We start from the raw sequence: 21,167 nt of genomic DNA on the forward strand, positions 1-21,167 counted from the left end.
TATGACAGCACAGTCACCCCTCCCCGCGGGCCGGAACGGGACACGCGGCCGCCCCCGGGACGCGGCGATCGACGACGCCGTCCTGCAGGCCACCCGCGACCTCCTCGTCGAGGAGGGCTACGGGGCCGTCACGATGAACGCCGTCGCCCGTCGTGCCGGCACGACGAAGACCGCGCTCTACCGGCGCTGGGCGTCGAAGACGGAGCTCCTGCACGAGGCGGTGCTCCCCAGCGGGGTGGAGGGGATCGCCGCCCTCGACGCCGATCCGCGGACGGCGGTCGAGCAGATGCTGCGCTGGACGCGCGACCGGTTCACCGAGCCCGCGATGCGCGCCGCGCTGCCCGGGATCATCGTGGATCTGCGCACGGACCCGGCGCTCGCAGGTCGCGTCCTGGAGCGCTTCGCGCCGACGTTCGCCGTGCTCGACGCCCATCTCGCCGACGCCCGCCGGCGCGGATCGATCACGACGGCCGCCGACCCGATGACGGTGTCGCAGGTGATCGGCGGGGCCGTCATCGTCGCCCTCCTGATCGACCCGTACGCGCGTCTCGACGACGACTGGCTGCGTCGCACGGCAGATCTCCTGGGATCGGGCATATCTCGCTGACATTCACTTCAGTGAATTATCTGTGTAAAATGAAACGCTCTCGTGGAGCGAACGCGAGTACCGGGTACACCCTCGGGGGGTGGAACGGAGAACATCGTGCACCAGGCACGAACTCGCACTCGGTGGCCGCTGGCCACCCGGATCGTCACCGCCGCAACAGTTTTGGCGAGCATCGCCGGAGTCGTGGGAGTGGTCGCACTGGCCCCTCCGAGCGGCCAGATGTCGGTGATGCCGGTCGCCGCGATCGTCGATTCACCGGACACGGTGGGGATCTCTGACACCGATCTCTACTGGGACGGCAACGACCCGGCGTCGGTGAACCAAGCCCTCGATCGCATGCAGGCGCTCGGCGTCCAGAACATCCGGATCGGTGTGCCGTGGGCCGGCGTGGAACCCGCCGACGGCTACTACGACTGGAGCAGCGTCGACGCGATGGTGAACGCCGCCGACGCCCGCGGCATGGGTGTGCTCGCCGTGGTCAGCACCTCGCCGACCTGGACGCGCGGTGCGAACACCACCGTCTACGCGCCCCCATCCGACCCGAACGCCTACGCCGCGTTCCTCCGAACACTCTCGTCGCGGTACGCCGGGAAGATCGGTGCGTACGAGGTCTGGAATGAACCGAACTACTACGTCGCGTACTCGCCCGCACCGGACGCTGCGGGTTACACCGCGCTCCTCAAGGCCGCCTACCCCGCGATCAAAGCCGGTGACCCGAACGCCGAGGTGATCGGCGGAGTGCTGGGATCGACGCTCACCTGGGGGACGTACACCGAGAACCCGGTCGACTACGTCCAGCAGATGTACGCCGCCGGCGCGGCGGGTTCCTTCGACGCGCTCTCGTTCCACCCGTATCAGAACACCCTGATGTTCTCGCAGGGTCCGAGCGTGAGCACGGAGTCGCCGCTCAGCCAGCTCACCCGCATCCGCGACCTCATGTCCGCGAATGGCGATGCGAGCAAGGAGATCTGGGCGTCGGAGTACGGATTGCCCACCGGCACAGTGGGTGATCAGAACCAGGCGTCGTTCATCGGCGACTTCCTGAACACCTGGAGCACACTCCCCTACGCCGGGCCGGCGTTCCTCTACACCCTCGACGACCGGAACTCGGCGGACACGACCGATCCCGAGAACACCTTCGGGGTCTACCGCGACGACGGCACGGCCAAGCCCGCGGCGTCGGTGATCGCGCAGTTCATCGCGACCCACCCGACGTCGTCGTCGACCGCGGCACGGAAGGTCGCGCTGGTGTCCTCGGCCAGCAGCACCCCGCCGACGACGGGTACCGACTCGACCGCCGCCGCGACGACCACGACCGAACCGACCACGGCGGCACCGACCACGGCAGGCTCACCCACCGCAGCGGGCGACACGACCGCGGCACCGACGACCACCGCCGACGCCACGGCGTCACCCACCGCGACCACCTCGGTCACGCCCGCGGCGACGACCACGGCACCGGCCGACGCCACAGCCGCCGCGGACACGACGACACCCGAGGCGGCGACGGCAGCCGCGGCGACCGTACCGGCGTCGACGTCCGCGACGCCGACCACCCCGTCGGCGACCACGGCGGACCCGACCACCGCGACGCAGACCACGTCCGAGCAGACCACGGCCACCACCCCGGCCCCCTGATCGCGACGTCGTACGCCGCCCGCGATCGGGTCCGGACATCTAGAGTCCTGCCATGACGACGTCGCTCGGCAGTCAGGCGCTACGCCGCAAACCCGTGACCGGGCCGGTCGACTCCGGCGAGGGCGGTGCGCGGCTGACGCGCAGCATCAGCACGTTCCAGCTGACGATGTTCGGCGTCGGGTCCACCATCGGCACCGGCATCTTCTTCGTCATGGCCCAGGCTGTCCCCGACGCGGGACCCGCGGTGATCCTGTCGTTCGTCGTCGCCGGCATCGCGGCGGGCCTCGCTGCTCTCTGCTACGCGGAGATGGCGTCGACCGTGCCCGTGTCGGGATCGACGTACTCCTATGCCTACGCCACGCTCGGCGAGCTCGTCGCGATGGGCGTCGCGGCATGCCTGCTGCTGGAGTACGGCGTGTCGACGGCGGCGGTCTCGGTCGGCTGGTCGGGATATCTGAACGAACTGCTGGCCAACGTCCTGCACGTCCGCCTGCCCGACGCCATCATCGCCGGCCCGTTCGACCCGAACCCCGGTGTCCTCAACCTGCCGGCGGTGGTGCTGGTGGCCATGTGTGCGCTGCTGTTGATCCGGGGTGCCAGCGAGTCCGCCCGGGCCAACGCGATCATGGTCATCATCAAGATCGCCGTGCTGGGCATGTTCGTGGCGATCGCGTTCACCGCGTTCGACTCCGACAACTTCTCGGACTTCCTGCCGTTCGGCGTGCACGGCATCAGCGTCGCGGCGGGCACCATCTTCTTCTCGTTCATCGGACTCGACGCGATCTCCACCGCCGGCGACGAGGTGAAGGACCCGCAACGCGCGATGCCGCGTGCTCTCATCGCGGCGCTGCTCGTGGTGATCACCGCCTACGTCCTCGTCGCGGCGTCGGCCATCGGCGCGCAGCCGTGGCAGGACTTCGCCTCGCAGACCGAGGCGGGCCTGTCGACGATCCTGCAGAAGGTGACGGGCAACCTCTGGCCGGCGACGATCCTCGCTGCCGGAGCGGTCATCTCGATCTTCTCGGTCACCCTCGTCACGATGTACGGGCAGACCCGCATCCTGTTCGCGATGGCCCGCGACGGCATGCTGCCCCGGTGGTTCGCCCGCGTGAGCCCGCGGACCCAGACCCCGGTCAACAACACCCTCGTCGTGGCGGTGGTGGTGGGACTCCTCGCCGCCTTCATCCCGCTCGACAAGCTCGCGGACATGGTCTCCATCGGCACCCTCACCGCGTTCATCGTCGTGTCGCTGGGCGTGATCATCCTGCGGCGCACCAGGCCCGACCTCCCGCGCGGGTTCAAGGTCCCCGGGTATCCCGTCACCCCGGTGCTCTCGATCGCCGCCTGCATCTACGTCCTGTCCGGCCTGCACTGGTACACGTGGCTGTGGTTCGCGCTGTGGGTGGGAGTCGTCATCGGCTTCTACCTGGTGTGGGGTCGGCATCACAGCCTGCTGGGCGGGGAGAAGGCAACGCCGTGACGGTGGTCGTCGGCGTCCACCCGGATCGTGGTGCCGCGGACGCCCTCACACTGGCCGCGGCGCTCGCGTCGCGACTCCGCCAGCCCCTGGTGGTGACCACCGTGATCCCGACGCCGTGGACGACGCCGTCGATGGCGCGGGTGGACGCCGAATTCGACCAGTGGTCCCGCGAACTCGCCCAGCGCGCGGCCCGCGACGCCGCGGACATCCTGTCCCGGCTGCCCGCGCCGGTGGAGGTCTCCTACCGCGCAGTGCATCACAAGTCCGTGTCCGGCGGACTGCTGCAGGCCGTGGCCGAGACCGACGCCCACACCCTGGTCCTCGGATCCGCCGACGGTCCCGACGGTGAGGTCTCGCTCGGCTCGACAGGTGATCGCCTGCTCCACTCGTCGTCGGTGGCCATGGCGCTCAGCCCCCGCGGATACGCCGGTCGCGGAACCGGATTCCCACGGATCACCTGCGCCTACGCGGGTACGCCGGACTCGCTGGCGGCGGTGCGCGCGGCGGTGTCACTCGCATCCCGGCTCGGCGTCGCGCTACGTGTCATCACCTTCGCGGTGCGCGGCCGCACCATGTACCCGCCGGAGGTGGGGTTGCACGCCGAGGATGCGGTCCTCGCGGCCCTGACCGAGCAGTCGCACGCAGCGCTCGACGCGCTGCGCCGCGACGGCACCATCCCGTCGACCGTCGAGACCAGGGTGGCGACCGGCGACTCGTGGCGCGACGCGCTCGCCGCCGCCGACCTGGCACCCACCGAGCCCCTCGTCATCGGCACGTCACCGCGCGGTCAGATCCGACGGGTGTTCCTGGGGTCGCGTGCCGCCAAGATCGTGCGGTCCAGCCCCGTGCCCGTCGTCGTCCTCCCGGGCTGAGCCGTGCGACTCTTCCTCTCGTCGTTGGGATTCGGTGATCACCCGGATGCGCTGGTGCGCACCGTCGGCGAGGGCGCGAAGATCGGGGTGGTGGTCAACGCGGTCGACGACCGCCCCGCAAGCGACCGCGATCTCGCCGTCGAGGTCGAGTCCGACGAGATGGCCCGGCTGGGCCTGCGTCCCGCGCACCTCGACGTCCGCGATCCCGACGCCGTTCACCGCCTCGACGATCTCGACGCCCTGTGGGTGCGTGGCGGCAACACCTTCGTCCTGCGTGCAGCGTTCGCCGCCGCCGGCGCGGACGCCGTGGTCGTCGACCGGGTACGCGCCGGGGCCCTGATGTGGGCTGGGTACAGCGCCGGCGCCGCCGTCCTCTCCCCCGACCTGCGCTACGTCGCCGAGGTCGACGACCCCTCCGCGGCGGGCATCTCGCCGGTGTCCACCGGCCTCGGTCTCCTCGACCGGCCCGTGGTACCGCACGTCGACGGCGCTTACGACGAGGCGCTGCGGTGCGCAGCTCTCAGCGACCGGCTGACCCGGGAAGGGATCGCGCACCACCGCATCGGCGACCGGGACGCCCTGACCGTCGTCGACGGAGTGGTCACCCGGCTGTGACGCGCGCAGAATCGCCTGCATGACGGACATCGAGGTGGTCACCGGCGACATCACGACTCTCGAGGTGGACGCCGTTGTGAACGCCGCCAACACCCGCATGCGGGGCGGCGGTGGCGTCGACGGGGCGATCCACCGCGCGGGCGGCCCGGCGGTGTTGCAGGACTGCATCGCGCGGTTCCCGAACGGCCTGGCCACCGGCGACGCGGGTTGGACGACCGCCGGGGACATGCCGGCGCAGTGGGTGATCCACACCGTCGGCCCGAATCACGCTGCCGGTCAGCGTGATCGATCGCTGCTTACATCGTGCTATCGCCGCTCGCTGGACGTCGCCGACGAACTCGGCGTCGCCACCATCGCGTTCCCGCTCATCAGCGCCGGGGTCTACGGGTGGCCCAAGGACGACGCGATCGACGCGGCTGTCGACACGATCACGGCGACGCCGACACGAGTGCAACGCGCTGTCCTCGTCGCGTTCGACGCCGCGACGGCGAGGCAGATGCAGGCCGCTCTCGACGCCCGCTGAGACTGGATTCCCCCGCGAGGTGCGATCTCGCCCGCGATCTGGACGATTCGCCACTGCACCCTTGGTTCGCCCAGCCGATTCCGCAGGCGAACGATGCTCGCGGTGGCGAAACCCGAGCTACTGGTGCTGCTGCAGTTGCTGCGAGATCTGCTGGTTGATCTGCTGCAGGCCCGGCACCGACAGTCCCGGGAGCTGGCCCTGGATCGAGCGGACGACCGACGAGTCGTCGCGCACCTTCTCGCTCGACTGCACCAGAACCGTTCCGGTACCGGTGAAGTCGAACTGGCGCTCCTCGCCGGAGTGCACCCCGAACCGCCGACCGGCGGCCGAGATGAGGTCGGTGACCCAGGACTCGTCGTAATGGTGGCTCGGTGACGGGCAGTCGGCCCAGCCGACCAGCGCCTCGGGGTCGACGCGCAGCGGCGGCTCGGCGAACATCACCGGCCCGTTCGACGAGGCGAGGAACTTGCCCGTCCCCAGCAGCGTGAGGAACCCGGGCACGATGGACTGCTTCAGCGAGAGTTGGGGTTGCAGCGCCAGCAGATTCGCCGCGCGGATCGTGAGGTTGCCGTCGTCGAGGTCGTAGGCATTGATGTCGTAACCGCGGTCGCCGATGACGAGCTTTCCCTGCCCCTCGGCGATGACGAAGTCACCGAGGTACAGCGGAGCCGAGAAGCGTTGCGCCACCATGTGCAGCAGGTGCTGTTCGAGGCCGTGTTGCAGCGAGCGGAACGACATCTGCCCGTAGTAGGCGATCATCGCGCCCTTCGACAGGAACCACGGCTGGGTGAGGTCGATGGAGAACGCGTAGTTGTTGCCGGGGACGTTGTCGTCGACCGGGAGCGTGTGCGGGGTCCAGACGGTGGTGAGGTCGCTCACAGCTTCTCCTCCGATGCCTGCACGAACACCGTTCCCTGGCCGGTGCATTCGAGCTGGAGCGCCTCGCCCCCGGTGCGCCCGACGTTGCGCCAGCTGACCGCCGACTTCAACGTGGTCGACACCTGGCCCGCCGCCCCGACGTACGCCTGCGGGTCGACGATCACCGGCTTGTCCGGGGTGATGGGGAGGTCGAACACTCCCCCGTGACCGAGCAGCACCGCCGATCCCTGTCCCGACAGCTGGGTGGTGAACATGCCCTGCCCCGTCACCGCGCCGGCGGCTGCCGAGCGCAGGGAACCGAACAGACCACCGCCTCCGCCCCCACCGCCCGATGCGGCCACGGACACCACCGAAGCCTGCAGGCCGACCGTGTATGCCAGCAGCCGCGACGCCTCGACCCGCACCTGACCGCCGAGTGCCCCGACGTCCGCGACGTGGGTCTCGATGCCGCGGAACCCGTAGTGGACGGTGCCGGTGCCCTGGGCGATCATCGTGGCCTCGTGCTCGCCCGCGATCATGCGACCGGCCATGCCGCCCACCGCGCCCATCCCGCCGCCGGCACCGGGGATCTGATGCGGCGCGAAGTTCACGGCGCCGGCGTAAAAGAGCATCGCCCCGCGCCGGGCGATCACCGGCCCCGACCGCGCGAGGTCGACCGAGACCACCTTGCCGTTGACGACGGTGAACACGTCGCTCCCCTATCGCTCGGCCGGCTGGATGGACACGACGCCGGTGCCGTCCCAGCGCAGTGAGAACGCCTCGCCGCCACCCTGTCCGATCGCGCTGCGCCACGAGACGTCGGTGACGAACGATTGCGACAGCGCACCACGGGCACACACGAACGCGTCGGGGTCGACGACGAGCGGGTACTGCGGGCTCACCTCGAGATGGATGAGTGGCCCACCGCGCGAGAGGAGCCCGACCTGTCCGTGGCCGGTGACGGTCGTCGTGAACAACCCTTGGCCGGTACTCATGCCACGGACCCCGGCGAACGTGACGTTGGTCGAGAGATCGCCGGCGAGGATCAGCAATTGTTCGGACTCGACCTGCAGGGTGTCGCCGGCGAGGTCGACGACGGTGACCTCCGCGGCGTCGTGCGCGAAGTAGACGACGCCGGCGCCCGCGCACTCCATCAGCGACAGTCCCTCACCGGTCGCGCGCTGCTTGAACCCGGCGAGAACGCCCTCTCCGCCACCGAAACCCGCTGACTTGAACGAGATCTGGCCCTCATAGGCCACCATGGAACCGGACAGGGCACGCACTGCCGAATTGTCGAGGTGCGCCTCGAGAACCCGCTTGGATCGCTGCACCAACCGCATCGCTGCGCCCTTCTCGTTCGGCGTCGACGAACGCCGGATTCGAGAAGAATGTAGACCCTACGATGACCGGATGCGAGCACTGCCGTTCCTCACCTTCCAGCCCGCCCCGCCGGACCGTGGGGCCGCTGCGGCGATGGCCGCCTACGTCGAGATCTTCGGCGGCCGCGTGATCTCCGACCGACGACGTACGGCCGACGAACCCGGCGGCGAGGACACCGTGTTCCTCGCCGAGTTCGAGATCGCCGGGCTGCGGATCCGGTGCAGCGACTCGGCGATCGCGCACGCGTGGGACTTCACCCCGGGTGTGTCCCTCTGGGTCGACTGCGACTCCGCCGACGACCAGCGCCGGGTCTTCACCGCCCTGGGCGAGGGTGGTCAGGAGTTCATGCCGTTGAGCGACTACGGCTTCGGGCCGTTCGGGTGGGTGCAGGACCGCTTCGGGATCAGTTGGCAGCTGGGCGTGGCGTCGTCCTGACGACTCGGTTCGCGATCGCGACACCGATCAGCACGACGGCGGCTCCGCACCACTGCAGGGCGCTGGGGAACTCGTCGAGAACCGCCGCGCTCAGGACGAGGGCGAGAACGGGCTGGGTCAGCAGGAGCCCCGCCGTGGTGGTCGGCGGGAGTCGGACGCTCGCGTGGTGGATGAACAACCAGGCGACCACCTGCCCGAGGACGGCGAGCAGGACCAGGTAGAACCACGCCTGCGGCGAGATGTGTGTGAGCGACAGACTGCCCGTCGCCGGTGACACCGCGGCCGCGGTCACCGCCGCGACCGTCGTCGAGACGAACAGGGGCTGCAGCAGCATCGTGTGCTTGCCCCGGCTCCCGCGGCGGGTGAGGTAGAGGTAGCTGCCGTAACCGATCCCGGCGAGAAGGCCGAGCACGGTCCCCCGAACCGGGTTGTCACCGACGGCGTGGTGGGAGCCGATCCCTCCCACCAGGACCACCCCGCCCAGCAACAGAGGTGTGGCGGCGAGGAAGCGCCGCGGGATTGCCTCTCGGTCGACGATGAGGGCCAGCGCGGGCAGGACGATCACCTGCACGTTGATCAGCACGGTGCTGATGCCCGCGCCGACGTCGTAGATGGACGCCGTCCAGGCCGCGTAGTCCATGCCGAGGGCGACACCGGCCGCCACCGACCACAGTCCCGCGTGCGTCGACAGCGGACCGTGTCGACGCCGTTCCCACACGACGAACGGCGACATCGCCACGACGGCGAGCGCACACCGCAGGAACGCGGTCGTCGGTGCGTCGACACCTGCCAGCTTCACGAGCACCGCCGAGACCGAGAGGCAGGCCGCGCCGACCATCACCGACCCGTACAACCGAGCGCGGGACGAGTCGGTCGTCGCCGGCGACACGGATGTGACTGGGGCCGGCGTCATGCGCTCACGCTAGATCGGGGGTCCGACGGCCGTGCGGTCGGCGCTGTGGCCGCACACGACGAAGGCCCCCGGAGCGGATTCCGGGGGCCTTCGACATCTGGTAGCGGGGACAGGATTTGAACCTGCGACCTCTGGGTTATGAGCCCAGCGAGCTACCGAGCTGCTCCACCCCGCGTTGGTGAACACAACGTTACACACGCGGGGTGGCGCACTGCAAATCGCCCGCTGACCTGCAGTTAGTTCGGCAGCGACTCGTATTGCCGCACGGCCGCGTTCAGGCGATCGAGCGCCTGGCCGTAGGCCGTGAAGTTGCCCGAGCTCTGCGCCTGCTGCAGCGCATCGAGCGCCGAGTTCAGCTCCGCGACAGCGGCATCCCGGTTCGCAGGCGCGGCGGCCGAGGTGCTCGGCGCGGACGTCGTCGGCGACGACGGTGCTGTCGTCGGGACCGAACCCTGCTGGGTCGGTTGCTGCTGCTGACCGGTGGTCCCGCCGGACGTGTCACCGCTGGGGGTGTTGTCCGGCTCGGCTGCCGCGGCCGGACTGATGCCCGCCTGCTGCAACGCCTGCGCGATCGTCGGCGCGTAGCCGATGCTCGGCGGGTCCGCATCCGAACTGCGGTACCGCACGATCACGCGGAACAGGCGCGGGAACGTCGCGTCGGAGTTCTTCGCCTGCGCGTACAGCGGGACGACGTTGAGCAGACCGTTCTGGCCCACCGGCAACGTCAGCAGGTTGCCGAAGCGCGTCGACGCCGTGTTCTCGAGGTTCTTCAGGTCGGCGTTGACCTGACCGAACGTCGACATCGCCGAGAACGCCAGACGCGGTCCCTCACGGGTCGGGTTCTGGGGAACCTCGCGAATCGTCATCTGCCCGTAGTTGTCCGGATCCGACGACACCGTCAGGTACGACGCCAGGAAATCCCGGTTCAGCGTGTTCATCACGCTGGTCAACTGGAAGGTGGCATCGCTCTCACGCCGCGGGTTCGACGCGACGAAGTAGTACGGCGGCTGATCGAGACCCTGGTCGAGGGCGTTCGAGTCCGTCGGGTCGGCCGGGATCGACCAGAACGAGTTGCCCTGGAAGAACGTGCCGGGATCGGAGACGTGGTACTTCGCCAGGAGGGAGCGCTGGATCTTGAACAGGTCCTCCGGGTAGCGGACGTGCTCCTTGAGGCTGGTGTTCGCGTCGAACTCCGCGCGCGACTTCACCGTTCCCGGGAACACCTTCATCCACGTCTTGAGGACGGGGTCCTTGTCGTCGAACTGGTACAGCGTCACCTTGCCCGTGTAGGCGTCGACGGTGGCCTTCACCGAGTTGCGGACATACGCGACCTGACGGTTCACCTGCGTCCGACCCGTCTGGCCCTGGGTCAGCTCCTGCGCGTCGGTGGTCGCGTCCTGCAGGGACGTCTTCTGCGCGTACGGGTAGGCGTCGAGGGTGGTGTACCCGTCGACGATCCACTGGATGGATCCGTCGCTCATGACGGCCGGGTACGTCTTGGAGTCGACGGTGAGCCACGGCGCGGCCTTCTTCACCCGGTCGCGGGGATCACGGTTGTAGATGATCTTCGAGTTCGAGTTGATCGCCCCGGACAGCAGGATGTTCCGCTCGGTGTACTTGATCGAGTAGGCCAGGCGGTTGAAGACGTTGCCCAGCGAGACACCGGAGCCACCGGAGTAGGTGTACCGGCTGTTCGGGGTGTCGTACTCGGTCTGCTGACCGTTCGACGACCCGACGATCGCGTAGTCGGGGTTGACCTTGGAGATCAACTCGCCGAAGTAGATCCGCGGCTGCTTCACCTTGATCGGCGCGGTCTGCTGGTAGCCCGGCGTGTTGATGCTCTGGATGTCGCTGACGTCGAAATCGGGCTGGCCGCCGCTGTTCACGTCCGTGCCCGACGACGCGGGCTCGTTCACGCGGTTAGCCGGCGCGGCGATGAACCCGTTGCCGTGCGTGTAGACCGTGTGCTTGTTGATCCAGTTCTGCTGGTTCGCCGCGAACCGGCTCGGGTCGAGCTCGCGCACCGCGACCACGTAGTCACGCAGCTGGTTGTCGACGCGGTAGCGGTCGATCGCCAACTGCGAAGGGAAGCCGTAGAAGTTCTGCTGCTGCTGCAGCTGGGTGAATGCCGGCGAGACGATGTTCGGGTCGAGGAGACGGATGTTGGAGATGGTCGCCGCGTCGTTGTCGACGTTCTGCTGGTTGACCTGTCCCCCGGTCCAGTTCTCCTGGTAGGTGACGCGGTCGTCGCCGATCTGGTAGGCCGCACGCGTCGCGTCGATGTTGCGCTGGATGTACTCGGACTCCTTCTGCGCCGCGTTGGGCTTGACCGAGAACTGCTCCATCACCGCGGGCCAGCCGACACCGATCACCAACGCCGACAACAGCATCAGCGCTGTGGCGAGTGCGGGCACACGCAGATCACGCAGCACGATGCCCGCGAAGAAGGCGGCCGCACAGATCACGGCGATCGCCAACAGGATCAGCTTCGACGGGAGCACCGCGTTGATGTCGGTGTAGCTCGCGCCGGTGAAGATCTCCTGCTTGCGCGTGCTCGACAGCAACGAGTACCGGTCGAACCAGTAGGCGACGGCCTTGAGCAGCAGGAAGAGTCCGGCGATCACGGCGAGCTGGATCCGCGCCGCACGCGTCAGCGCACCGTTGCGCCCGGCGAGGTGGATGCCGCCGAAGATGTAGTGCGTCACCAGGCTCGCCAGGAACGTGATGACGAGGATGACGAAGAGGAAGTTCAGGACGAACCGGTAGAACGGTAGATCGAACGCGTAGAACGAGTTGTCCAGCCCGAACTGCGGGTCCTTCACCCCGAACGACTCGCTGTGCAGGAACACCTGCACCGTCGCCCACGACCCCTGCGCCACCAGCCCCGACAGCAGACCGACGAGCGCCGACGGCAGGATCGCGAACCACCGGATCCGGCTCATCACCACGGCGCGATAGCGCGCGATCGGGTCACCGGGACCCGACGTCGGCACGAAAACCGGTCGCGACCGGTACGCCAGTGCCAGACCCGCGAACACGATGCCGCCCGCGATGATCGCGGTGACCAGGAAGAGCACCACGCGCGTCCAGATGATCGTCGAGAAGACGCTGCGGTACCCGAGATCGTCGAACCACAACAGGTCGGTGTACAACCCGACGAACCGCGGCCCCACCAGCAGGATCACCAGGATCGCGACCGCGACGCCGATGAGGATCTTGCTCCGTTTGGACAGTGTCGGCATCCCTGCCGGACCCCGTACGCCCACTTGTCACGCTCCCACTGCGATATGACGACGCGGGCTGTGAGCTCGCGTCTTTGCCATTACTTTACTGACGGCTCGGTGGCGGTCCGGTCCCCACGAGACCGACCGCCGATGATGACAGGATGACCCCGTGACGAGTCCCGACGTACCCCTGTCCCCCGACGCGCTCGGCATCGCCGTGCGGGAGGTCGCGGAATTCGTCGACGCCGGCGGCTGGGGACAGCCCCCGGTGCTGTTCGCGCTCGTGCCGACCGCGGTGGTCGCCCAGGCCCAACCGGACCTCGCCGACACGCTGGACGAGTCCGAGCTGACGCTCATCGAGCAGGAGTCGCTGCCCGTCGCGCCGGATTCGGGGATGTCGGAGATCGAGCACGTGCTCGGGACCACCAGCTGGCCCGCGGCCGTGGCCGGATGCGCGCTGGTCCAGGAGATCATCGTGCTGCCCCCGGACGCCGAGTCCGACCTGGACGAGGCGTTCGGTCCGCTGCTCGCCGACCCCGACGCCGCCGACGAGGCCGCACGCCAGACCGCCCGCGAGCACCCGGAGGCCACCGACGCGCGCCTCATCGCCGCCGCCATGCGCGACGGCCGGACGCTGTGTCTGTTGCAGCTGAAGCCGCCGCTGGGCGAGGAGGACGCACCGATCGAGTTGCTGTCGCACCCGGAGCTGGCGCCCAACCTCGTCGCCGCGGTCGCCGCCACGCTGGAGAACGACCCCGAGGACTGGTGACGCTCGACCCCTAGCATCGGGGCACGTCGCGACCAGCACGGATGTCGCCGAGCGCGGTCACCGCGTCGGACAACGTGTCGACCTTGACCAGGCGCAGGCCGGAGGGGACGTCGGAGCGCGCCTCGGCGCAGTTGCCCTCGGGGACCAGGAAGTCGGTGGCGCCGGCCTCGCGGGCGGCGAGCGTCTTGTGCGTGATGCCGCCGATCTCCCCCACGTCCCCGTCGTCGGAGATGGTGCCGGTACCGGCGATGAAGCGGCCGCCGGTGAGGTCGGTGGTGCCGAGCTTGTCGATGACCGCGAGGGTCAGCATCAGCCCCGCCGACGGCCCCCCGATGTCGCCGACGGTGAAATCGATGCGCAGCGACGGGTCGGCGTTGACGTACTCCGGGCTGACCCCGAGGTAGCCCTTCGACTTGTCGTCGGGACGGGCGCCGAGCACGACGGGCACCGCACGCGTGGCGCCGGTCGTCCCGGCGACGCCGAACGTCACCGTGGCCCCCGGCTTCGACGACGACACGGCCTGCCGCAGCTGCTCCGGGGTCGACACCGACCGTCCGTTCACCGAGACGACCCGATCACCGGACGTCAGCTTCCCGGCGGCGGGGCCTTTCGGGTCGACGACGACCGAGAGCGCGACCGGGCGCTTCAGGTACCGGAGCGCGGCGATGGTGGCCGAGTCCTCCGAGCCCCCCATCTGCTGTTGGTCCTGCTGCCGGACCTCGTCGGCGGACTGGTCCGGCGGGAAGATCTCCTCGCGCGGTTGCAGTGCGTCGCGGCCGGAGAACCACATGCCCAGCGCCTGGAACAGCGTCAGCCCGTCGGTGACGGAGACCGTCGTGAGGTTGAGGTTGCCGTCGGTGGGGCGGACGGGGGCACCGTCGATCGCGACGACGGGCTTGCCCTCGACCGTTCCGAGGGTGTTCACCGTCGGCCCCGGACCGAGGCTCACGTAGGGCACGCGGACGAACGATCCGACCAGCACGAGGAGCACCAGCAGCACCAGGGTGACCGCCAGTGTCACCATCCGCCGGTTGGCCGGGACGACTCTCACGCGCACCACAGTAGAGGGACGACCTGTGTGACCTGCGGGGGTCGTCCGACGCGGCGGACGAACCACCCGGCCGGACTGCGCTGAGAGCGAAACCCACGCGCGTGGGCCCTGAGCACGGACGATGTGGGTGGTCGCGCCGGTACCGTGGGGGCCATGAACGACCTGCCATTCGGATTCAGCTCGGGCCGCGGCGACGGTGACGACGACCGCGAACGCAAGGGCGACGGTTCCTCGTCGAACCCGTCCGGCGGCGATCCGTTCGGCATGGGCGGCTTCGACCCGAACCAGTTGGGGCAGATGCTGTCCCAACTCGGCTCGATGCTCAGCGGGATGGGGCAGGGCGGCGGCGCGGGCGGCGGCGGTCCCGTGAACTACCAGGTCGCCACCTCACTCGCCCGGCAGCAGATCGGTGACTTCAGTCCCCTCGACGACGGCCAGCGCGCCGCGGTCACCGATGCGGTGCGGCTGGCCGAGGTGTGGCTCGACGGCGTCACCACCCTCCCGGCCGGTGTGACGCAGACGACAGCGTGGACCCCCGTGCAGTGGCTCGAGGAGACGATGCCGACGTGGAAGACGCTGTGTGACCCGATCGCGTCGCAGATCTCCGGGATGTTCGCGACCGGCCTGCCCGAGGAGGCCCGCCAGTTCGCCGGCCCGATGCTCGGCATGGTCACCCAGATGGGCGGCATGGCGTTCGGCACCCAATTGGGCCAGGGTCTCGGTCATCTCGCGAAGGACGTGCTGACGTCGACCGACGTCGGTCTGCCCCTCGCGCCCACCGGGACCGCTGTCCTACTGCCCGAGGCGATCGCGAAGTTCGCCGACGGACTCGAGCAGCCCGCGCAGGAGATCATCGTGTTCCTCGCCGCCCGCGAGGCCGCGCACGTCCGACTGTTCGCGCACGTCCCGTGGCTGCGGCAGCGCCTGCTGTCGACGGTCGAGGAGTACGCCCGCGGCATCACGATGGACTTCTCCGGCATCCAGGAGGCGGCGCAGTCGATCGACCCGACCGAGTTGCTGTCGAACCCGGGCAAGATCGAGGAGCTCATGTCGGCGGGGACGTCCTTCGAGCCGACGACCTCGCCCGAGCAGGAGGCCGCCCTGGCTCGGCTCGAGACACTGCTCGCCCTCATCGAGGGCTGGGTGGAGCGCGTCGTCGACCACGCCCTGGCCGACCGGATTCCCAGCGCGGGCGCCCTGGCCGAGACGATGCGCCGTCGTCGCGCGACCGGTGGCCCCGCCGAGCAGACCTTCGCCACGCTCGTCGGACTCGAACTGCGCCCCCGCAAGGTCCGCGAGGCCGCCGCGCTGTGGGACAAGCTGCTCGAGGCATCCGACATCGCGACCCGTGACGGCGTGTGGGCCCACCCCGACCTCATGCCCGACGGTGACGACGTCGACTCCCCCGCCGGCTTCATCGACCGCGTGATCGGCGGCGGCACGGACGACCCGATCGCCGAACTCGAGAAGCAGATGGCCCAGGAGGCATCGGCCAAGGACGACGAGGCAGCGGACGACGCCGCGACCGACGAACCCGGCGACGACGAGGGCACGACCGACGGCAAGGGTGGTCCCGCCGCGGTCTGACACACCGGCCGCGCCTGTGGACAACTCCCGTCGACGGCGGCTCGTGGTCGGCGCAGGATGCGACGGTGTGCGGCATGTCCCGCACCGAGTCGCCCACCCTGCGCCCCGACACCCCGGTGGTGCACCGCGGTGACCGCGCCGTCCAGATCGGCGGCGACGCCGAGGCCGGGCTCATCGTGGAGCTCCCCGGCCACCTGTCGCCGCGATCGTTCGTGGCGTTCCTCCGGTCGCTGACGACGCCGCGCACCCCCACCGAGGTCCGACGCGCCGCGCGCGAGATCGGTCTCGCCGCAGACGATCTCAGCATGTTGCTGCGACGGATGACCACGGCCGGCGTCATCGACACGGTCGCGTCACCCGGCGACTTCCGGGTGCGGGTCCACGGGCGCGGCCCGCTGTCGACGCGGCTGGCCGGTCTGCTGCGCGACGGCGGTATGGCCGTCGAGACGTCGACCCAGCGACCGCGCCCCCAGCACCCCGACGACGTCCCGCTCTCGTCGTGGACCGACCATCTCGTGGTTCTCTGTGACGCCCTCGTCCACGATCCGTCGGTGGTGTCCGGCCTCATGACCCGCCGCATCCCGCATCTGCAGGTGTGTCTGCGCGGCGGCGTCGGCGTCGTCGGCCCTCTCGTATTGCCCGGACGCACCAGCTGCCTGCGGTGCGCCGACTGTCACCGGTCCGACCGCGACCCGCAGTGGCCCGTCGTGAGCGGCCAGATGATCGGTGCCGTCGGTCACGCGAGCGTCGCGACGGCGGTCGCGACCGCCGGCCTCGCCCTCGACCAGATCGACCACGTCGCCGAAGGGCTCGCGCGGTTCGCCGACGACCCGACCGATCGCAGCGTCCCGCTGCCGGCCAGCGTCGGTCACACCCTCGAGTACCGCAGCCGACCTGCGCGCCTGGAGATGCGGCGATGGACGCCACACCCGCTCTGCGGTTGCTGTTTTCGTCGGTGAACTATCGTGGTGTGGACGCAGGAGGTGCACCGCAGATGGCCGACATCACCGAGGGACGGGGTCGCCGCAACGCCAAACTCGCCGCACTCCCGCTGGGCATGGCAGGGCGTGCAGCCGCCGGGTTCGGCAAGCGTCTCGCCGGCAAGGACCGCGACGAGATCAACGCGGAGCTGATGGAGAAGGCCGCCGAACAGGTGTTCACCACGCTCGGCGAACTCAAGGGCGGGGCCATGAAGGTCGGCCAGGCGCTGTCGGTCATGGAGGCCGCCATCCCCGACGAGTACGGGGAGCCGTTCCGCGAGGCACTCGTGAAGCTGCAGGCGGAGGCGCCGCCGCTGCCCGCGAAGAAGGTCCACCAGGTTCTCGACGCCCAACTCGGCACGGCATGGCGCACGCGGTTCACCGAGTTCTCCGACGAACCCGCCGCGTCGGCCAGCATCGGCCAGGTCCACCGCGGCACCTGGGCCGACGGGCGCGAGGTCGCCGTCAAGATCCAGTACCCCGGCGCCGACCACGCGCTGCGCGCCGACCTCAAGACCCTCTCGCGGATGTCGTCGATCATCCAGCGGATGACGCCCGGCACCGACGTGCGCGCCCTTGTCGACGAGCTCATCGCCCGTACCGAGGACGAACTGGACTACCAGGCCGAGGCCGCCAACCAGCGCGCTTTCGCCGCCGAGTTCGACGGTGACCCCGAGGTGTTGGTGCCCAAGATCGTCGCGAGCGCACCGAAGGTCGTCGTCAGCGAATGGGTGGACGGGACCCCGCTGTCGCAGGTGATCTCGTCGGGGACCGCCGAGGAGCGGAACACCGCGGCGGCCAAGCTCGCCGAGTTCGAGATCAGCTCCCCCGCGCGTGTCGGGCTGCTGCACGGCGACCCACATCCGGGCAACTTCCGCATCCACGCCGACGGACGACTCATCGTCCTCGACTACGGCGCCGTCGGGCTCTACCCGAACGGCCTGCCCGCCGAGACCGGGCCGATCCTCGCGCTCGCCCGCGATCAGAAGTACGACGAACTCGTCGACGCGATGGTCGAGGCCGGCTTCATCACCGGGGCGAACAAAGACCGCGTCACCGCGGTCGACATCGAGAACTACCTCAAGCCGTACGTGGACCCGCTGCTGTCGGAGTCGTTCCACTTCACCCGGAAGTGGTTGCAGCGAGCGGCCGGCAAGGCGACCGACCTCAGGGGCGACGTGTACAAGACGTCGCGGCACCTGAACGTGCCGACCGAGTACGTGATGGTGTTCCGGGTGCTCGGTGGATGTGTCGGCATCGCAGCGCAACTCGACGCCGAGGCGCCCTACCGTCGGATCATGGAGAAGTGGGTGCCGGGGCTGCGGTCGTAGGTGACCACAGCCCCGGCACCGGGGCTCACGCGGCGACCGCGGTCTTGCGCGGACGCCCCCGCGGGCGCTTACGGGCGATGACGGTCCCCTGATCGAGGATCTCGCCACCCCACACGCCCCACGGCTCGGCGCGCTCCAGCGCCGCCGCGAGGCACGCCTGCCGCAGCGGGCACTCGCTGCAGAGCGCCTTCGCCCGCTCGAGGTCGGCCGGGCTCTCGGCGAACCACAGGTCCGGGTCGGAGACACGGCAGGGCAGACGGAGAGCGGCGGCCGCGGTCTCGGGTGTGAGGTCGGTGTCGGTCGGTCGGGTGTCGACTGCCGGGGCGGTCATGTCGGCTCCTCCACTGGGATGGGCGGGATCGGGGTCATGTGTGGCTGGTGACCCGGAAGGCGCTTCTCCAGTGGTCCGATCGGGACCGGGAACGAAGAAGGCCACGGGTCTCGCTGCTGCGATCGCCGTGGCCTGGATGTCGTCAGCGCTGCTGCGCTGAGCCGAGGATCTAGGTGTGCACGGGGATCGCGGGGCGGATGGCGGTTGCCTGGGCTGCGGCGGCGTGATGCGCGGCTGCCAGCGGGGCGAGGGCGGCGAAGCCCATCGCGGCGGCGGTACGCGGACGCTCGACCAGCCAGCGGCTCGCGCCGGCGGGCGCGGACACGGAGGCAGCGAAGCCGTTGACGAATTCGTTGTTCATCCGACTCACTCCCTTCCGCTCATCGAGGCGTCGCACGGAGATCCCGTACCGACGACCAGAACACTACGAGATGCTTCGCGATCCGCACAACCATTTTTTGACCTGCGACTTTGTCGACACATGGGTCAGCGAACGGTGTCGGCGACGAGCCCCAGCACCATCTCGCCGTATTGGTCGAGTTTCTTGGCGCCGATCCCCGGGATGGCGACGAGGCCGGCGACGTCGGACGGCTTCTGCTCGGCGATGGCGATCAGGGTGTTGTCGGAGAACACGACGAACGCCGGCACCTTCTGCTCGGCGGCCTGTGCGCGTCGCCATTCCTTCAGCGCGACGAACAGGTCTTCGTCGATGTCGGACGGGCAGTCCTCGCATCGACCCAGCAGCGACGGTGTCTTGCCCATCAGCTGTTTGCCGCAGACCCGACAGCGTGGGCGCTTGCCGGGCTTCGTCGGCTCGGCGATCCGCGAGGCGGGCGAGTCGTCGGGGACGAGACCGACGAGGAAGCGAGACCGTCGTCGGGTCTTGCGGCCACCCTCCGCGCGGGACAACGCCCACGAGATGTGCAGCACTTCACGTGCACGGGTGATCCCGACGTAGAAGAGGCGGCGTTCCTCCTCGACGTCCTCGTCGGACCCGTTGATGGCCTGGTTGATCGGCAGCGAGCCGTCGGTGACGCCGGCGAGGAACACCGCATCCCATTCCAGCCCCTTGGCGGCGTGCAGCGACGACAGCGTGACGCCCTGCACCGTCGGTGGATGCCGTGCCTGAGCGCGTGCGGCGAGTTCGTCGACGAGACCCGGGAGGGCGAGGTCCGGGACATCGGCCACGAGGTCCTCGGTCAGGGTCACCAGCGCTCGCAGTGATTCCCAGCGCTGCTTGGCCTGGGTACCCGCCGGCTCCTCGTCGGTGAGGCCGAGCGGGACCAGCACCGCGCGGACCAGGGTGGGCAGGTCGGCGTCGGTGGGGAGGTCGTCCCGGTTGGCCGCGGATTGCAGGGCGCGCATGGCCTGGCGGATCTCGGCGCGCTGGAAGAACGCCTCACCGCCGCGCACCTGGTAGGCGATACCCGCCGCGGTGAGCGCGTCCTCATGGGCCTGCGCCTGCGCGTTGACGCGGTACAGGATCGCGATCTCCGACGCCGGGACTCCCTGCGCGAGGAGGGTTGTGATTCGTTTCGCGACGGCCGCGGCCTCGGCGGGTTCGTCGTCGTACTCGGCGAACTCCGGTTCCGGCCCGGGCGGTCGCTGTCCGACGAGGGCGAGGCGGGTGCCCGCGACGCGACCCCGCGCGGCGCCGATCGCGCGGTTGGCCAGGCTGACCACCTGCGGGGTCGAGCGGTAGTCGCGTTCGAGGCGGACGAGGTGCGCCTCGGGGAAGCGGCGGGTGAAGTCGAGGAGGTACCGGGGACTGGCGCCGGTGAACGTGTAGATGGTCTGGTTCGCGTCGCCGACGACGGTGAGGTCGTCGCGGTTGCCCAGCCAGGCGTCGAGCAGGCTCTGCTGGGCGGGGGTGACGTCCTGGTACTCGTCGACGACGAAGCAGCGGTAGCGATCGCGGAACACCTCGGCGAGCGCGGCGTTGTCGGCGAGGATCCCGGCGGTGACGAGCAGCAGGTCGTCGAAGTCGAGCAGTTGGTCACCGTCCGGTGAGACCTTTGCGGCCTCGTATCCGGCGTAGACCGCGGCAACCTTCTCCGCCGCGAACGGTGTCTCCCGACGACGCTTGCCGACCTCGGCGACGTAGTCGTCGACGCCGATGAGCGAGGCCTTGGCCCACTCGATCTCCGACGACAGATCGCGCAGGGTCTCGGTCGAGGTGTCGAGTCCGGCGCGGCGTGCGGCGCGGGAGACGACGGGGAACTTGTTGTCGAGCAGTTCCCAGCGGCTGGACCCGACCGCCTGCGGCCAGAAGTACCGCAGCTGCCGCATCGCCGCGGCGTGGAAGGTCTGCGCCTGCACCGCGTTGCCGGAGCCGGAGAGGCCCAGGGATCGCAGGCGACCCCGCATCTCTCCCGCCGCGCGGGCGGTGAAGGTCACGGCGAGGACCTGGTCGCCCCGGACGTGGCCCTCCCCGACCAGGTGCGCGATCCGACGCGTGATGGTGCGGGTCTTGCCCGTGCCGGCGCCGGCGAGCACGCAGACCGGTCCGCGCGGCGCGAGGACGGCGGCCTGCTGTTCCGGGTCGAGACCGTCGAGCGAGCGCATGGCTCCAG

20 protein-coding genes and 1 tRNA gene are annotated in these 21,167 nt (G+C 69.7%); 11 read left to right on the forward strand and 10 right to left on the reverse strand.

Annotation, left to right across the window (positions count from 1 at the left end):
• Position 1 precedes the first annotated feature (1 nt).
• The 6 genes from Q1A98_RS06895 to Q1A98_RS06920 all read left to right on the forward strand — a co-directional run bounded on the left by Q1A98_RS06895 (position 2) and on the right by Q1A98_RS06920 (position 5,735).
• Positions 2-607, forward strand: coding sequence for a TetR/AcrR family transcriptional regulator (locus tag Q1A98_RS06895; protein ID WP_299571270.1), 606 nt, complete (start codon positions 2-4; stop codon positions 605-607).
• A 96-nt stretch (positions 608-703) separates the two neighbouring features.
• Positions 704-2,245 (forward strand): cellulase family glycosylhydrolase, encoded by a 1,542-nt coding sequence (locus Q1A98_RS06900; RefSeq protein WP_299571271.1) that lies wholly within the window; start codon positions 704-706, stop codon positions 2,243-2,245.
• Positions 2,246-2,297: 52 nt separating this feature from the next.
• On the forward strand, positions 2,298-3,725 hold the full coding sequence (locus Q1A98_RS06905) for an amino acid permease (protein ID WP_299571273.1): 1,428 nt from the start codon (positions 2,298-2,300) through the stop codon (positions 3,723-3,725).
• Positions 3,722-4,597, forward strand: a complete 876-nt coding sequence (locus Q1A98_RS06910) for a universal stress protein (RefSeq protein ID WP_299571276.1) — start codon at positions 3,722-3,724, stop codon at positions 4,595-4,597. Before Q1A98_RS06905 ends, Q1A98_RS06910 begins: the two co-directional genes overlap by 4 nt.
• Before the next feature lie 3 nt (positions 4,598-4,600).
• Positions 4,601-5,212 (forward strand): Type 1 glutamine amidotransferase-like domain-containing protein, encoded by a 612-nt coding sequence (locus Q1A98_RS06915; RefSeq protein ID WP_299571279.1) that lies wholly within the window; start codon positions 4,601-4,603, stop codon positions 5,210-5,212.
• A gap of 19 nt (positions 5,213-5,231) precedes the next feature.
• Positions 5,232-5,735, forward strand: coding sequence for an O-acetyl-ADP-ribose deacetylase (locus tag Q1A98_RS06920; RefSeq protein ID WP_299571282.1), 504 nt, complete (start codon positions 5,232-5,234; stop codon positions 5,733-5,735).
• 117 nt (positions 5,736-5,852) lie between these two features.
• Here Q1A98_RS06920 and Q1A98_RS06925 read toward each other — a convergent pair whose 3' ends face one another.
• From Q1A98_RS06925 to Q1A98_RS06935, 3 genes are read right to left on the reverse strand one after another with little or no spacing between them, the layout of a single operon-like run.
• A complete protein-coding gene (locus Q1A98_RS06925; protein ID WP_299571285.1) occupies positions 5,853-6,614 on the reverse strand; it encodes an AIM24 family protein in 762 nt (253 codons plus the stop codon).
• Positions 6,611-7,303 (reverse strand): AIM24 family protein, encoded by a 693-nt coding sequence (locus tag Q1A98_RS06930; protein ID WP_299571288.1) that lies wholly within the window; start codon positions 7,301-7,303, stop codon positions 6,611-6,613. The genes Q1A98_RS06925 and Q1A98_RS06930 overlap by 4 nt, the downstream gene beginning before the upstream one ends.
• Positions 7,304-7,312: 9 nt before the next feature.
• Positions 7,313-7,933: an AIM24 family protein gene (locus Q1A98_RS06935; protein WP_299571291.1), complete on the reverse strand. Its 621-nt coding sequence runs from the start codon at positions 7,931-7,933 to the stop codon at positions 7,313-7,315.
• A 70-nt stretch (positions 7,934-8,003) separates the two neighbouring features.
• On the opposite strand from Q1A98_RS06935, the gene Q1A98_RS06940 reads away from it, so the two are divergent.
• Positions 8,004-8,408, forward strand: a complete 405-nt coding sequence (locus Q1A98_RS06940; protein ID WP_299571294.1) for a VOC family protein — start codon at positions 8,004-8,006, stop codon at positions 8,406-8,408.
• Here the strand turns inward: Q1A98_RS06940 and Q1A98_RS06945 are convergent.
• From Q1A98_RS06945 to Q1A98_RS06955, 3 genes are all read right to left on the reverse strand, one after another.
• Positions 8,377-9,321, reverse strand: coding sequence for a DMT family transporter (locus tag Q1A98_RS06945; RefSeq protein ID WP_299571297.1), 945 nt, complete (start codon positions 9,319-9,321; stop codon positions 8,377-8,379). The two genes, Q1A98_RS06940 and Q1A98_RS06945, sit on opposite strands and share 32 nt — an antisense overlap.
• Before the next feature lie 98 nt (positions 9,322-9,419).
• Positions 9,420-9,496: transfer RNA gene (locus Q1A98_RS06950), tRNA-Met, on the reverse strand.
• A 61-nt stretch (positions 9,497-9,557) separates the two neighbouring features.
• Entirely contained in the window at positions 9,558-12,587 is a 3,030-nt protein-coding gene (locus Q1A98_RS06955; protein ID WP_299571300.1) for a UPF0182 family protein, read from the reverse strand.
• A 127-nt stretch (positions 12,588-12,714) separates the two neighbouring features.
• On the opposite strand from Q1A98_RS06955, the gene Q1A98_RS06960 reads away from it, so the two are divergent.
• Entirely contained in the window at positions 12,715-13,314 is a 600-nt protein-coding gene (locus Q1A98_RS06960; RefSeq protein ID WP_299571303.1) for a PPA1309 family protein, read from the forward strand.
• Between the two features lie 10 nt (positions 13,315-13,324).
• Here Q1A98_RS06960 and Q1A98_RS06965 read toward each other — a convergent pair whose 3' ends face one another.
• A complete protein-coding gene (locus Q1A98_RS06965; RefSeq protein WP_299571854.1) occupies positions 13,325-14,338 on the reverse strand; it encodes a PDZ domain-containing protein in 1,014 nt (337 codons plus the stop codon).
• 180 nt (positions 14,339-14,518) lie between these two features.
• Here Q1A98_RS06965 and Q1A98_RS06970 point away from each other — a divergent pair, with 180 nt between their 5' ends.
• The 3 genes from Q1A98_RS06970 (at position 14,519) to Q1A98_RS06980 (ending at position 18,263) form a co-directional block, all read left to right on the forward strand.
• Positions 14,519-15,952 (forward strand): zinc-dependent metalloprotease, encoded by a 1,434-nt coding sequence (locus Q1A98_RS06970; RefSeq protein ID WP_299571306.1) that lies wholly within the window; start codon positions 14,519-14,521, stop codon positions 15,950-15,952.
• Positions 15,953-16,026: 74 nt separating this feature from the next.
• A complete protein-coding gene (locus Q1A98_RS06975; RefSeq protein ID WP_299571309.1) occupies positions 16,027-16,911 on the forward strand; it encodes a hypothetical protein in 885 nt (294 codons plus the stop codon).
• Positions 16,912-16,946: 35 nt separating this feature from the next.
• Entirely contained in the window at positions 16,947-18,263 is a 1,317-nt protein-coding gene (locus Q1A98_RS06980; protein WP_299571312.1) for an AarF/UbiB family protein, read from the forward strand.
• A gap of 25 nt (positions 18,264-18,288) precedes the next feature.
• On the opposite strand, the gene Q1A98_RS06985 is transcribed toward Q1A98_RS06980, so the two are convergent.
• From Q1A98_RS06985 to Q1A98_RS06995, 3 genes are all read right to left on the reverse strand, one after another.
• On the reverse strand, positions 18,289-18,594 hold the full coding sequence (locus Q1A98_RS06985; protein WP_299571314.1) for a WhiB family transcriptional regulator: 306 nt from the start codon (positions 18,592-18,594) through the stop codon (positions 18,289-18,291).
• A gap of 169 nt (positions 18,595-18,763) precedes the next feature.
• A complete protein-coding gene (locus tag Q1A98_RS06990) occupies positions 18,764-18,955 on the reverse strand; it encodes a hypothetical protein (protein WP_299571316.1) in 192 nt (63 codons plus the stop codon).
• Between the two features lie 125 nt (positions 18,956-19,080).
• Entirely contained in the window at positions 19,081-21,159 is a 2,079-nt protein-coding gene (locus tag Q1A98_RS06995; RefSeq protein ID WP_299571318.1) for an ATP-dependent DNA helicase UvrD2, read from the reverse strand.
• Positions 21,160-21,167: the final 8 nt, after the last annotated feature.

The sequence above is a fragment of the uncultured Williamsia sp. genome (assembly GCF_947494875.1).
GTDB lineage: Bacteria > Actinomycetota > Actinomycetes > Mycobacteriales > Mycobacteriaceae > Williamsia_A.

Excerpts from the sequence above, each read along its gene's own strand:
- Q1A98_RS06895 (WP_299571270.1), top strand. The coding sequence starts at position 2 with ATGACAGCACAGTCACCCCTCCCCGCGGGCCGGAACGGGACACGCGGC.
- Q1A98_RS06905 (WP_299571273.1), top strand. The coding sequence starts at position 2,298 with ATGACGACGTCGCTCGGCAGTCAGGCGCTACGCCGCAAACCCGTGACC.
- Q1A98_RS06945 (WP_299571297.1), bottom strand. The coding sequence starts at position 9,321 with ATGACGCCGGCCCCAGTCACATCCGTGTCGCCGGCGACGACCGACTCG.
- Q1A98_RS06985 (WP_299571314.1), bottom strand. The coding sequence starts at position 18,594 with ATGACCGCCCCGGCAGTCGACACCCGACCGACCGACACCGACCTCACA.
- Q1A98_RS06935 (WP_299571291.1), bottom strand. The coding sequence starts at position 7,933 with ATGCGGTTGGTGCAGCGATCCAAGCGGGTTCTCGAGGCGCACCTCGAC.
- Q1A98_RS06980 (WP_299571312.1), top strand. The coding sequence starts at position 16,947 with ATGGCCGACATCACCGAGGGACGGGGTCGCCGCAACGCCAAACTCGCC.
- Q1A98_RS06940 (WP_299571294.1), top strand. The coding sequence starts at position 8,004 with ATGCGAGCACTGCCGTTCCTCACCTTCCAGCCCGCCCCGCCGGACCGT.
- Q1A98_RS06970 (WP_299571306.1), top strand. The coding sequence starts at position 14,519 with ATGAACGACCTGCCATTCGGATTCAGCTCGGGCCGCGGCGACGGTGAC.
- Q1A98_RS06965 (WP_299571854.1), bottom strand. The coding sequence starts at position 14,338 with ATGGTGACACTGGCGGTCACCCTGGTGCTGCTGGTGCTCCTCGTGCTG.
- Q1A98_RS06975 (WP_299571309.1), top strand. The coding sequence starts at position 16,027 with ATGTCCCGCACCGAGTCGCCCACCCTGCGCCCCGACACCCCGGTGGTG.
- Q1A98_RS06995 (WP_299571318.1), bottom strand. The coding sequence starts at position 21,159 with ATGCGCTCGCTCGACGGTCTCGACCCGGAACAGCAGGCCGCCGTCCTC.
- Q1A98_RS06990 (WP_299571316.1), bottom strand. The coding sequence starts at position 18,955 with ATGAACAACGAATTCGTCAACGGCTTCGCTGCCTCCGTGTCCGCGCCC.
- Q1A98_RS06920 (WP_299571282.1), top strand. The coding sequence starts at position 5,232 with ATGACGGACATCGAGGTGGTCACCGGCGACATCACGACTCTCGAGGTG.